Source organism: Streptomyces xinghaiensis S187 (genome assembly GCF_000220705.2).
GTDB classification, from domain to species: domain Bacteria; phylum Actinomycetota; class Actinomycetes; order Streptomycetales; family Streptomycetaceae; genus Streptomyces; species Streptomyces xinghaiensis.
In genome coordinates, this window is sequence record NZ_CP023202.1 from 5,396,160 (window position 1) to 5,408,710 (window position 12,551).

At 76.2% G+C, this 12,551-nt stretch carries 8 protein-coding genes and 1 pseudogene; 2 read left to right on the top strand and 7 right to left on the bottom strand.

The window, feature by feature from the left end; all coding sequences use genetic code 11:
* Nucleotides 1-383 precede the first annotated feature (383 nt).
* Both SXIN_RS23045 and SXIN_RS23050 read left to right on the top strand, forming a co-directional pair.
* Nucleotides 384-2,540 (top strand): Ig-like domain repeat protein, encoded by a 2,157-nt coding sequence (locus SXIN_RS23045; protein WP_019709303.1) that lies wholly within the window; start codon nt 384-386, stop codon nt 2,538-2,540.
* Between the two features lie 357 nt (nt 2,541-2,897).
* Nucleotides 2,898-5,072, top strand: a complete 2,175-nt coding sequence (locus tag SXIN_RS23050; protein ID WP_420341063.1) for a bifunctional glycosyltransferase 87/phosphatase PAP2 family protein — start codon at nt 2,898-2,900, stop codon at nt 5,070-5,072.
* Nucleotides 5,073-5,238: 166 nt separating this feature from the next.
* Here the strand turns inward: SXIN_RS23050 and SXIN_RS23055 are convergent, their stop codons facing one another.
* From SXIN_RS23055 to SXIN_RS23085, 7 genes and pseudogenes are all read right to left on the bottom strand, one after another.
* Nucleotides 5,239-5,940, bottom strand: a complete 702-nt coding sequence (locus SXIN_RS23055; protein WP_095757454.1) for a hypothetical protein — start codon at nt 5,938-5,940, stop codon at nt 5,239-5,241.
* A 109-nt stretch (nt 5,941-6,049) separates the two neighbouring features.
* Nucleotides 6,050-6,556, bottom strand: a complete 507-nt coding sequence (locus SXIN_RS23060) for a DUF6114 domain-containing protein (protein WP_019709305.1) — start codon at nt 6,554-6,556, stop codon at nt 6,050-6,052.
* A 1-nt stretch (nt 6,557) separates the two neighbouring features.
* Nucleotides 6,558-7,193 carry a DUF6230 family protein gene (locus SXIN_RS23065; protein WP_019709306.1) on the bottom strand — a complete coding sequence of 212 codons (636 nt, stop codon included), beginning with the start codon at nt 7,191-7,193 and terminating at the stop codon, nt 6,558-6,560.
* Between the two features lie 287 nt (nt 7,194-7,480).
* Entirely contained in the window at nt 7,481-8,326 is an 846-nt protein-coding gene (locus SXIN_RS23070; protein WP_095757455.1) for an ECF transporter S component, read from the bottom strand.
* Nucleotides 8,323-10,050 (bottom strand): ABC transporter ATP-binding protein, encoded by a 1,728-nt coding sequence (locus SXIN_RS23075; protein ID WP_095757456.1) that lies wholly within the window; start codon nt 10,048-10,050, stop codon nt 8,323-8,325. The genes SXIN_RS23070 and SXIN_RS23075 overlap by 4 nt, the downstream gene beginning before the upstream one ends.
* Nucleotides 10,051-10,535: 485 nt before the next feature.
* A pseudogene (locus SXIN_RS23080) lies at nt 10,536-11,648 on the bottom strand (energy-coupling factor transporter transmembrane component T family protein); the annotation flags it as partial.
* A gap of 185 nt (nt 11,649-11,833) precedes the next feature.
* The gene (locus SXIN_RS23085) at nt 11,834-12,520 is read right to left on the bottom strand and encodes an SCO2322 family protein (protein ID WP_337589360.1); all 687 of its coding nucleotides are present in this window, start codon (nt 12,518-12,520) and stop codon (nt 11,834-11,836) included.
* Nucleotides 12,521-12,551: the final 31 nt, after the last annotated feature.

Here is a 12,551-nt window from a genome sequence, read left to right on the forward strand (position 1 = left end):
CCGGGGCTTTTTCCTGTGCGCGGGCACCCGGCCCGGCCCCTGACGGCGGGGGACCGGAAGGAGCCGCCGGTCGCGGCGGAGGTGTGCGCCGGTGGTGCGCGGTGCACCCCGCGGTGGTGCGAAAGAGCGCGTACGATAAGCGTTTTGCTGCTGATTGATGCGTATTGAGTCCAATGCCCCGGTTATCCCGTCCGGGGCGGGGGATCACCAGGAGGTCCGCAGCGGGCGTGCCGCTTCCCCGGCCCGGCCCGGCCCGCCGGCCGCTTCACGGTGCGGCCCGCGGAGACCGGGAGGCGCGGGGACCCGCGCGGGTCCACGGCGCCGGGGCCGCACCGCACACGCTCGGGGCGGGCCCACACTCCGTACCCACACGGGAGATCCACATGGATGCGCACACGCAGCAGTCGCAGCAGTCGCAGCAGCGCGCGGGGCGTCTGCCCCGGCAGACGGGCGGACCGCCGCCGGTGACGCGGATCGGCGTCCTGGCGACGTCCACGATCCCGGCCGGCGCCGGACCGGCCGCCGTGGCGGTCACCCCGGGCGGCAAGGCCTACGTCGTCAACACCGACTCCGACAGCGTCACCGTGATCGACACGGCCACCGGCACCGTTCTGGACACCATCGCGCTCCCGGCCGGCAGCGGGCCGACGGCGGCCGCCGTGGCCGGCGGCAAGGTCTATGTGACCAACCTCAACACGGACACCGTCTCGGTGATCAGCACGGCCACCGACACGGTCACGGGCACGGTCACGCTCCCGGCTGGCACCGGGCCGATCGGCGTCGCGGTGTCCAACGGCAAGGCCTATGTGAGCAATTTCCTGGCGGGCTCCGTCACGGTCGTCGACACGGCGACGGACACGATCGTGCCCGTCGTCTCGCCCATCCCGGCCGGCCTCCTGCCGTCCGGGGCGGGCTCCTCGAACGGCCTGGTGTTCGTGGCCAACACCGGGTCCCACACCGTGACGGTGATCGACAGCAGCACGGACACCACCCAGACCATCGCGCTCCCGGCCGGCTCCGGACCCTCCTCGGTGGCCGTGTCCGGCGGCTTCGCCCACGTCGTCAACTCCGGCTCCGCCACGGTGTCGGTCATCGACACGGCCACGCTTCTGGTCACCGACACGATCGTGCTCCCGCCCGGGACCGAGCCGGTCGCGGTCGCGATCGCGGACGACGGCAGGGCCTATGTCACCGACTACGCCGGCGACGTGGCCCTGGTGATCGACACCGCCACCCACGCCATCCTCTACACCGTCGCGGCCGGCACCACGCCGTACGGGATCGCGGTGGCCCCGGGCGGCGACATCTACGTGACCAACTACACGGTGGGAGAGGTCACCGTCCTCACCGTGCCCGTGGTCACGGGCGTCACCCCGACGACGGGGCCCTCCACGGGCGGGACGGCGGTCACAATCACCGGCAGCGGTTTCACCGGGGCGACCGACGTCACCATCGCCGGGGTCCCGGCCGCCTCCGTCACCGTGAACAGCGACACCGGCATCACCGCGGTCACCGCGCCCGGCACGGGCAGCGGTCCGGTGATCGTCACCACGGCCGAGGGCACCGGCACCAGCGCCGGCACCTTCACCTACGTCTTCTCCCCCACCTCCACCACGACGACCCTGGAGGTGATCCCGGGCCCGGCGGTCTGCGGCGAGGACGTCACCCTGCGGGCGACGGTGCTCACCGCCAACGGCGACCCGGTGACCACCGGTTCGGTCACCTTCATCCTCAGCGACGGCGGCCCGGTCCGGACGGTGGCCCTGGACGCCTCCGGACAGGCCAGTACGGTCTACTCCGGCCTCGGCGTGGGGGTGCGGCAGGCCGCCGCGTTCTTCGTCCCGGCCGACCCCGGCACCGCCGCGTCGAACTCCCCGCTGACTCCCGTCACCGTCGAACCGGTCACCACGACCACCACGGTCACGGCCGTCCCCGCCGCCACCACCCAGGGGCAGCCCGTCACGCTCACCGCCACCGTCATCCCCTCGTCCTCCGGCCCGGAGACGATCGACGGCACCGTCACCTTCACCGGCCCGGGCGGCTTCAGCCAGACCGTCCCGGTGGACCCCGGCGGGGTGGCGACCGCGACCACCAGCGCCCTGCCCGCCGGCACCAACACGGTCACCGCGGCCTACAACGGCAACGGCTGCTTCGCCGGCTCCTCCGGCACGGTCACCGTCACCGTCACGCCGCCCGCCACCACCGCCACCCGGCTCGACGCCGAACCGGCCGCCATCCGGATGCGGACCAACGGCACCTTCGTCATCCCGGCCCTGCGGGCCACCCTCACCGACGCGGCCACCGGGGCGCCGCTGCCCGGGCAGACCGTCACCTTCACCGCCGACCCCACCACCGGGCAGGTCACCCTGGGCACGGCCGTGACCAACGCCTCCGGTGTCGCCACCCTCAGCACTGTGACCGTCCAGTCGACCCTGGTCACCACGGAGTCCTACCGGGCCTCCTTCGCCGGGACCGCCGTCCACGGACCGTCCACCGACACGGCACCGCTGGACTTCCGGCCGCTGCCGCTCCTTCCCTGAGCACCGGGACCGGGGGCCGCGCCGGGTGGGGACCAGCACCCCGGCACGGCCCTCTCCACGCCGCGCCCGCCCCGGGGCGCGGCGTCTCCCGTCCGCGCGGGACGGAGACGTGCGGGAACCCGTCCCTCCGCAGGCACCCTTCCGGCCCGGGCGGCGGGATCCGGCCACCGTCCACCGCCACCCATCCCGGCACGCCCGGAAACACCGGGACAAACCATCCGGCTCCCCGCGAAGATCGGGGCTAATCTGCGGGCAATGGGCGGCGACGGTCAGGTGGCCGCCGGGTGTCCCGCGTCTTGCACGGCGCGGTGCGATGGACACCCAGGGGGCGGACGGAGACGGGGGAGCGGTCGGACGGTGGCGAATCCGGAGAGAAACGGACTGCGGGCGGTCGCGGAACCGGCGGCATCACGGACGGTGCTGGCCGTCGGCGCGCTCTGGCTGGTGGTCGCGCTGCTGGCGGCCCGTCAGGCGGCGGCCGTCCTGCAACTGCCCCCGCGGCGGCGGCTGGCCGATCTGGAGACCTGGCTCGGGGAGAACGGCGTCCTGCGGGCCGGGCAGCCGCTGTACGGGGACGGCGCCTTCACCGGCCCCTCCTTCACCGGCACCCCGTTCGCCGGGCTCGTCCTGAAGCCCTTCACCCGGGCCGCCGAACAGGCGCTCGGGGTCGGCTGGACCTTCGGCACCCTGCTCCTCGTCGTCGCCACCGGCCTGGTGACGGCGCGTCTGCTGCCGGGGCCGCTCTCCCGGCGGGCCGCGCTGTTCGCGGCCCCCGCCGCGCTCGTCCTGCTGGTCGTCTCGGTGCCGGTGCGCAACACCTTCACCCTCGGCCAGACCAGCGTCCTCCCCGTCCTGCTGGTGCTCACCGCCTTCCTGCCGCGCTGCTCCGCCCGCGCCTCCGGGGCGCTCATCGGCACCGCGGCCGCGCTCCAGCCCGCCGTACTGCTCTTCGCCGTGCTGCTGTGGGCGGCCGGCCGGCGGCGGGCCGCGGTGACCGCCGCGGGAACCTTCGCCGCCTGCTCGGCGCTGGCCTGGGCCGCGTCACCGGACGACTCCTGGACGTACTGGCTGCGCCACGCGGCGGGCGCGGGCCTCGGCGGGCCCCCCGACAGTCCGGCCAACCAGTCCCTGCACGGGCTGCTGCTCCGGCTCGGCGCCCAGGGTCCGCTGGAGATCGCGCTCTTCCTCGTCCTCGCGGCCGCCGTCGCGGTGGCCGGGCTGCGCCGCGCGGCGCGCTACGCGGCCGACGGCCAGTGGCTGCTCGCCGTGGCGCTGGCCGGCTGCGTCGCGGTGGCCGTCTCGCCCACCGCGTGGCAGCACCAGCAGCTGTGGATCCTGCTCGCCGCCGTCGGGCGGGTCGGGCGCCGCCGCGCCGACCGGCTCGTCTGGCCCGTGGTCGTCGTCCTGGTGATGACCCTGCACCGGGACGCCCTCGTGCCGAACATCGAGTGGATAGGGCTCATCGGGGAGAACGCACCGCTGCTGGCGGCGCTGGCCGCCGCCTGCGCGGTGCCGTTCCTGACCCGGGCGGAACCGGAGTGGCTGCGGCCGCGCCCCGCGCCGCAGGCCGCTCCCGCGGCGGCCGGAGCGGGACGGCTGCCGCTGCTGCGGTCCTGGCCGCGGCCGCTGACCCGGCCCAATCTGCTGCTGGAACTGCTGCTCATCCGGGTCGGCTACTGGGCGTACTCCTGGGTCCGCGGCCAGGCGCCGGACGGGCGGTGGCTCGCGGAGCACCACGGGTGGCAGATCCTGGAGATCGAGGCGGCGCTCCGCATCGACGTCGAGCTGTGGTTCAACCTGCTGGTGGCGCGGACGGGCTGGCTGGAGGGCGTCATGAACTTCTCCTACTCGGCCTTCCACTTCCTGGTGCCGCTGTCGCTGCTGGGCTTCATGTATCTGCGCCGCCCCGTGCTCTACCGCTGGGGGCGCACCTCGCTCGCGTTCGCCACCCTGCTGGCGCTGATCGGCTTCTGGATGTACCCGCTGGCGCCGCCGCGGCTGATGCCGGGGCTCGGCTTCGTCGACACGGCCCACGGCCCGCAGGACCTGGACCATCCCGACTTCGGCGCGCTGACGGGGATCTCCAATCAGTACGCGGCCATGCCCTCGCTGCACGTCGGCTGGTCGCTGTGGTGTGCCGTGGTGGTGTGGCGGCTGACGCCCGCGCTGTGGCCGAGGGTGCTGGGCGTGCTCTATCCGGTGCTGACGACGGTGGTGATCGTCGGGACCGCCAACCACTATCTGCTGGACGCGGTGGGCGGCGTCGTGGTGGTGGCGGCCGGCTTCGGGGTGCGGCACCTGCTCATCGGCCGTACGGCGGAGCAGGCCGGCGCGGCCGGGATCCCGGAGCTCCCGGACCCGGCGGGCGCTGCCGGCGGGGCGGACGGCGGGGCTGCCGTGACCGGGACGGGTGCGGACGGGGAGCGGTCGGCGGCCGGGCGGGGGCCGGGGGCGGCCCCGGGCCGGGGCGCGGAGCCGGAACTCGCCGGGACGGCCGGTGGGGAGAAGACCGGTGCGCCCGGGGAGGGTTGAGCGGCGGGAGTCCGGGCCGGAGCGGGGGCGCCCGGTCGCGCGGCGGCCCGGCATCGGCCGCCGCGCGGGGTGAGGGCCCGTACGGACCGGGCGCGCGGCCGGTCCGTACGGGTCCGGCCCGCGGTCGGGGCGGAGGGGACCGGCCGGACCGCGGGAGCCGTGCGGATCAGCCGGTCACGGTGATCTGCGAGGCCGGGTCGGTCACATCGGTGACGTCATAGGTGGCGTTGAAGGCCGAGGTCTCCGCGCTGGTCGGGCAGCCGAAGCCGCCGGTGGCCGACACCGGGACCTGGGCGTCGGTGAAGTCCAGCTGCGAGGGGGCGCCGTTGGTCCAGGTGCCGGCCACGGGCGCGGCACCGTCGGGGGCGGCGGTCACCGTGCAGGAGGCGAGGCCGCTGGTCTTCAGCACGAAGCCGCCCTGGGGGATGGTCAGGGTGGCGCTGCTGGGGTCGCCGTGCTGCATCGAGACACCCCAGACGCCGGTGGTGGTGATGGTGACACTCACCCCGGGGAGGCTGGAGCGGCAGGAGCTGTAGGTCGGGGCGTTGATGACGCTCTCGACCGGGCCCTCGGCGTTGGTGTTGCCGGGGGCGTCCGGGACCTGGTTGGCGTCCGAGGTGCCGTCCGCGACGGGCGCGGAGCTGGAGACGGTGCAGGTGACGGTCACCGCGCCGGCCTTGAAGGTCGCCGATCCGTTGAGGGTGGCGGCGAACTGGTGTCCGGCGGGGGAGACGGTGGTCGGCCCGGCCGCGGTGGAGTCGGCCGGGGCGGCGGTGGCGGAGGCGGCGCCGGTGAGCGCCAGGGCGGCGGCCGTGGCGGCTCCGGTGCCGCAGGCGACGAGGGCGCGCAGGGCTAAGGCTCGCGTCATGGTGGGGGTTCTCCTTGTGAGGGTTGGGGTGTTTCGGGGTGAGGGGTGTCGTGCGGGGACGGGCCCGGGGAGGGCTCGGCTCCCGGAGCCGGCGGGCGGTTCGGGCCCGTTACCGGCGCCGGCGCCGGGGTGGCGGCCGTTCTCCGGCCGTATCCCCCCTCGCCTGCCGCGGCACGGGCCGCCAGGCGAAGATCATGGAGCCGCCGACGATGCCCAGCACGGTGCCGATGAAGAAGCCACCGAGGTTGGACATCACCAGTGCGGCGGCGGCGAGCAGGACGGTGACGACGCCCGCGAGGCCGCGGTAGTGGGGGGCGAACCAGGCGCTCAGCCCCATCACGATCACGATGAGGGCGAGCAGGACGGAGGGCAGGCCCGCGATCCCCTGGTGCAGCATCATCTCGACGGGGGCGAGCGGGATGAGGCTGATCTCCAGACCGGCGAGGACGGTCAGCAGGCCGCCCCAGAAGGGACGGCTGCGCCGCCACCGCCGCCAGCGGGCCCGTACACCGGGCCGGGTGCCCGGGGAGCCGCCGGTCACCTCCGTACCGGCGGCCGCGGGGGTGCCGGGGGAGGCTGCGGGGCGGGCCGGTTCGGAGGGGGCACGGCCGGGCACGTCAGAAGCACTCCGTCCGGCCCTTGTGGATCTTCATGTGCAGCCCGGCGAGTTTGAAGGTGCCGGCGGTGGTGGCCCAGGCGGTCTGCTTCAGGTTCGTCATCCGGATGTCGTCGGCCTGCTGCGAGAAGAGGTCCTGCATGCCCTGGGCGCCGTCCGGCCCCTTGTCGAGGGTGGAGGCGTCCCGGCCGATCTCGATGTTGTTGAAGGAGGCGTTGCCGGCGAGCTGGGTGGCGTCCAGCATCAGGTCGGTGGCCTCGACCTTCTTCTTCCCGGTGCCCGCCGAGAGCTTGAGCGAGATGTCGCCGACGACCGGCAGGCTGGTGACGACGGACTGGCAGAGATTGGTCATCTCCGCCTTCCGCAGGCCGGTCACGGCCACGGGCAGCAGCTCGTCCCGGACGTTGGTGTCGAAACTGCCGTACTGGACGAAGCCGTCCCCGGTGAGTTCGTCGGCGGAGACCTTGAACTCCTGGCCGGAGACGGCGAACGAGGCGGCGAGCGCCCCGTTGGCCAGCGCGACGGCGAGCGCCGCGGTGGCCGCGAATCCCGGGACCGCGAGTAACGCGAATCTCCGCAGTCCGACGCGGCCGGTCTCGTATCCGTCCGCGTCGTCCCTGCTCCGAACGTCTTCCATGGTCTGTCCCTCCGTCGGTGGAACGGGGTCAGCGCCTCGGACCGCGCGTCAGCGGTGCGTGTGGGGGAGGTGGTGCGGCTCTGTGCGCGGTGCGAAGGGGCGCATGGGTGCAGTGTTGAGTGCATGCCAAGCCGTGGGTTACCGAGGGTATGACTCGCCAGTAACCTTGGCAAGACCGCGGCGGAGCCGGATTCCCGGGGACCGGCCCGGAGGGGTGGAGCGCCCCGTCGGGCCGGCTGAGGGGCGCGGCCGCACGCCGCGGGCCGCGCGGGGCGGCCGGCCCGGGCTCAGGGCCGTTCGAACGCCACCGGGGCCTCGAAGGCCGCCCGGCGGGTAGCGCGGCGCAGGGCCGCCAGGACGGTGGAGCCGAGGGTGAGGGTCAGCACCACGGTCAGCGCGGCCCGGGGAAGATCCCAGCCGAGGGAGGTCGCCAGGCAGTACGCGGCGAAGCGGACGAGGTTCTCGTGCACCGGGTCGCCCGGGACGAAGGAGATGCCCGTCCCCAGCCCGCCGATGTACGGCCAGCCCTGGAGGTTCATCACCGTGCCGTAGAGGACGGCCGCGGCCCCGCCGTACGCGGCCAGCAGCCACCGCTCCGCCCGGCCGCGCAGCCCTTCCGCCCCCGGCAGCAGCCCGGCGCCCATCGCCACCCAGCCCATCGACAGCATCTGGAACGGCATCCAGGGCCCCACCCCGCCGGTCAGCAGGGCCGAGGCGAACATCGTCACCGCGCCGAGCACGAAACCGAAGCCCGGGCCGAGCACCCGGCCGCTCAGCACCATCAGGAAGAACATCGGCTCCAGCCCGGCGGTGCCCGCGCCCAGCGGCCGCAGCGCCGCGCCGGCCGCCGCGAGCACACCCAGCATCGCGATGGCCTTGGCGTCCAGCCCGGTGTCGGCGACGGTCGCCACCACGACGGCCACCAGCAGCGGCAGCAGCGCCGCGAACAGCCACGGCGCGTCGCCCGAGTGCGCCAGCCCGGACGCGGAGTCGGCGAGCAGCGGCCAGCCGAAGGCCATCACCCCGATCGCGCTGACGAGCACGAGCGCCGCGACCGAGCGCGGGCCGAGACGCACCGCCCGCACCCGGCCGGCCGCCGGCCGCTCCCGGGCCGGCGGGAGCTGCGGGGTCATCGGGCGGCCTCCGTCCGGGGGGTGCCGGGATCATCCGGGCTGTCCGGGCTGTCCGGGCTGTCCGGGGCGGCCAGGGCGTCCCGCACCTGGGAGACGGTGAGCCACGGCTGCGGCGCCAGGATCTTGGAGACCTGCGGGGAGAAGGCCGGGGAGGCGGTGACGACCTCGGCGGTCGGGCCGTCCGCGACCACCTCGCCGTCCGCCAGGATCACCACCCGGTGCGCCAGTTCGGCGACGAGCTCCACGTCGTGGGTCGCCAGCAGGACGGCGTGCCCTTCCGCCGCCAGTCCGCGCAGGATCTCCACCAGCCGTGACTTGGCGGCGTAGTCGAGGCCGCGGGTCGGCTCGTCGAGCAGCAGCAGCGGCGGGCGTGCCGTCAGCACGACGGCCAGAGCGAGCGCCAGCCGCTGCCCCTCGGAGAGGTCGCGCGGATGGGTGGTGTCGGAGACGTCCGGCAGCAGGGCGGTGACCAGGGCCCGGCAGCTGCCCGGCTCGGCGTCCGCGTCCCCGTCCGCCGCCGCGCACTCCGCCGCGACCGTGTCGGCGTAGAGGAGGTCCCGCGGCTCCTGCGGTACGAGCCCGACGCGGCGGATCAGGTCGCGCGGGGGTGTGCGGTGCGGGACGGCGCCGCCGGCGAGGGCCGTGCCGCCCGCCGGGCGGTGCAGCCCGGCGAGGGTGTTGAGCAGGGTCGACTTGCCCGCGCCGTTGCGGCCCATGAGGGCCACCGTCTCGCCGGGCCGCACGGTCAGCCCGATCCGGCGCAGCACCTCGGTGCGGCCGCGCCGCACCGACAGCCGGGACAGCTCGGCGGCGGGAGTGGTATCCGGGGCGGTTCCGGCGGTCCCCGCGGTGGCCCCGGTGGCGGCCGGGTGCGGGGCGCGAACCGGGTACGGGTCCGGGGCGAGCCCCGCCAGCCGTTCCCGCAGCGGGCCCGCGGTCCGCCGCGCGTCCCGTACCGACAGCGGCAGCGGAGACCAGCCGGCGAGCCGCCCCAGGGCGACGACCGGCGGCGTCACCGGGGACACGGCCATGATCTCCGCCGGACCGCCCGTCACCGGGGCCGCGCCGGGCGCGGGCAGCAGGATGACCTGGTCCGCGTAGTGCACGACCCGCTCCAGCCGGTGCTCGGCCATCAGCACCGTCGTGCCCAGGTCGTGCACCAGCCGCTGGAGGACCGCGAGCACCTCCTCGGCGGCGGCCGGGTCGAGCGCGGAGGTCGGCTCGTCCAGCACCAGCACCCGCGGATGCGGGGTCAGGACGGATCCGATCGCGACCCGCTGCTGCTGGCCGCCGGACAGGGTGGCGATGGGACGGTCGCGGAGCGCGGCGAGGCCGAGCAGGTCGAGGGTCTCCTCGACGCGGCGGCGCATCACGGCCGGGGCGAGGCCCAGGGACTCCATGCCGTACGCCAGTTCGTCCTCGACGGTGTCGGTGACGAAGTGGGCGAGCGGGTCCTGGCCGACGGTGCCGACGACGTCCGCCAGCTCGCGCGGCCTGTGGGTGCGGGTGTCGCGGCCCGCGACCGTGACCCGGCCGCGCAGGGTGCCGCCGGTGAAGTGCGGGACGAGACCGCTGACCGTGCCCAGCAGTGTCGACTTGCCGACACCGGAGGGGCCGACGAGAAGGCACAACTCGCCCTCGGGGACCGTCAGATCCACACCGGTGAGCGCCGGTCCGGCGGCTGCGCCCTCGTAGTGGACCGACACGTCGTCGAACCGGATCACGCTGTCTCCTCCGGTGGGATGGCGGACGCGGTGCGGCGGCGCTCCGCGCGGTGCGGCGGACCGGGACGCTCCGGGCGGTCCGGGGCGGCGGAAGGCCCGGGGCGCCCGCCGCCGGCTTCACCGCCGCCCCCGGAGCGCCACCCGGAGCCCGGCGGGGTGGACGAGGCCGGCGGAGCGCCCGGCGCGCAAGGACCCGGGGCGGCACCGGGAGCCCCGTCCGGGGTGCCGGAATTCGGCGGCGCGGCTCCGTCCGCCGGGCCGTCCGCCGGGCCGTGTTCCGGGCCCGTCCGGCCCGGGCGGAGGCGCCAGGCGGCGACGGCCCCGTCCGGAACGGCGTCCCGGTCCCGGTCCCGGTCCCGGTCGCGGTCCGGGTCCAGGTCCGGGGCCCCGGACCCGCGGGCCCGCTCGGACCGCTCGCCCGGCTCCGCGCCCCCCGACGCGGAGGCGGCATCGAACGGTCCGGTTCCGCCCGGCCCGCCGCGGCGGGTCCGGGACGCGGGCGCCGGGGCGGCCACGGCCGGGAGCAGCCCCAGCAGGACGCCGGCCGCGGGCCACAGGGGGAGGGCCGGTGCCGTCAGCGGGACGACCGACGGGTGCAGGTCCGCCCGGCCGGCGGAGGCGGACCAGATCATCACCGCGGCCACCGCCGCCCCGGACCCGGCGACCAGCCAGGAGCGCGGGCCCCAGCGGTCCGGCCGGTAGCGGCTGCGCACCGAGCGGCGGCCGCCCAGCCACAGCCCGGCCAGTGCGGCGGACAGCCCCAGCAGCAGGACGGGCAGGCCGAACCCCGCGCCCTCCGCGGCCAGCAGACCGTAGGTGCCGGCGCAGACGCCGAGGAGCCCGCCGAGGGTCAGCACCGTCGTGGTGTGCCGTACGGCGGCCGGGACGCGGGCGGTGCGGCCGTAGCCGCGCGCGTCCATCGCGGCGGCCAGCGCGACGGACCGCTCCAGCGCTCCCTCCAGCACCGGCAGCGCGATCTGGAGGATCGCCCCGACGCCCCGGTCGGCGCGCCCGCGCAGCCTGCGTGCGGCGCGCAGCCGCACCACGTCGGCGACCAGGTTGGGGGCGAAGGTCATGGCGACGACGACGGCGACGCCCGCCTCGTACAGCGCGCCCGGCAGCGACTTGAGCAGCCGCGCCGGGTTCGCCAGCGCGTTCGCCGCGCCGACGCAGGCCAGCAGCACGGCCAGCTTGAGGCCGTCGTAGAAGGCGAAGGCGAGCCCCTCGGCGGTGACCCGGCCGCCGATCCGCACCCCGCGCGCCCACTCCGGCAGCGGCACCTCGGGCAGCGTGAAGAGCACCTGGCTGCCGGGGATCGGCGAGCCGAGGAAGACCGAGAAGACCAGCCGGATCGCGATCACCACCAGGCCGAGCTTGAGGAACGCGCTGTAGCTGCGCGCCCAGGGGGCGTCGGTGCGCCGCGCGGCGACGACATAGCCGGCGACGGTGGCGAGCAGGGCCAGCAGCAGCGGATTGGTGGTCCGGGACGCGGCGGTGGCCAGACCCAGGGCCCACAGCCACCAGGCCCCGGCGTGCAGGGCGTTGCCGCGCGAGGCCTCCGGCGCCCGGGACGCGAGACGCCCGCGGAGCCGCGCCACCGCGGACGGAGCCGCGCCCGTCCCCTCCGCGCCGGGCAGCCGGGCCGCGCCGTCCGTGCCCCGCTCCGGCCGCCGGGACCGGGGCACGGCGGCCGTCGCGGGGCGCGGCGGAACGGCACCGCGGCCCGCCGCGGGCCGGGCGCTGTCGAGAGGGCCGGGACGGGGCGTCCCGGGGGCGCCGGGGCTCATCCGCGGCGTCGGCGGGCCTGCCAGGCGGCGCCCGCGGCGAGGACGGCGACGGCGGCGGCACCCGCGTAGAGACCGGTGGACGAGCCGCCGCCGTCCCCGCCGGCCGGCTCACCGGCACGGTCGTCACCGGCACGGTCGTCACCCGAGCCGCCGGGACCGCTTCCGCCGGCCGGGTCCGCGCCGCCGTCCCCGGCACCCGCCTCCCCGGACACCTGTTCGCCGCAGCCGCGCTCCGGGTAGCCCGCGATCGCGCACAGCAGCGCCGAGGTGTTGTAGCGGAGCGGCTTCGCGACGGCGGCCAGGGCCTCGCCGCTGGTCGCGTCCTCCGGCACGGACGCGCACTCCGTGCGGGGCTCCGGGGGCCGTTCGCCGTCCGGCGCGTCCTCGGCGGTACCGAAGTCCAGCACGAGCGCGACCCTCTTGCGGCCGTCCTCGGCGGGGGTGTCCGCGCAGACGGCGTCGAAGCCGGCGGTGCCGCGCGGCTTCGCGGCGTCCTGGGTGTTGACGCTCACCGAGAAGCGGAAGCCCTCGACGTCGCCGTCGGCGGGCCGGGCCGTCGCCGGCCCCTCGGTGGCGTAGCTCCAACTGCCCCCGTCCCGCTGCCAGAACGACCAGTAGCGGTACCCCTCGGCCTGCGCCGGCCCCGCGCCGAGCGCGGTGACGGCGGCCACGAGCAGCAGCACGGCCGACCCGCGCACCCCGGGGCGCGCGGCC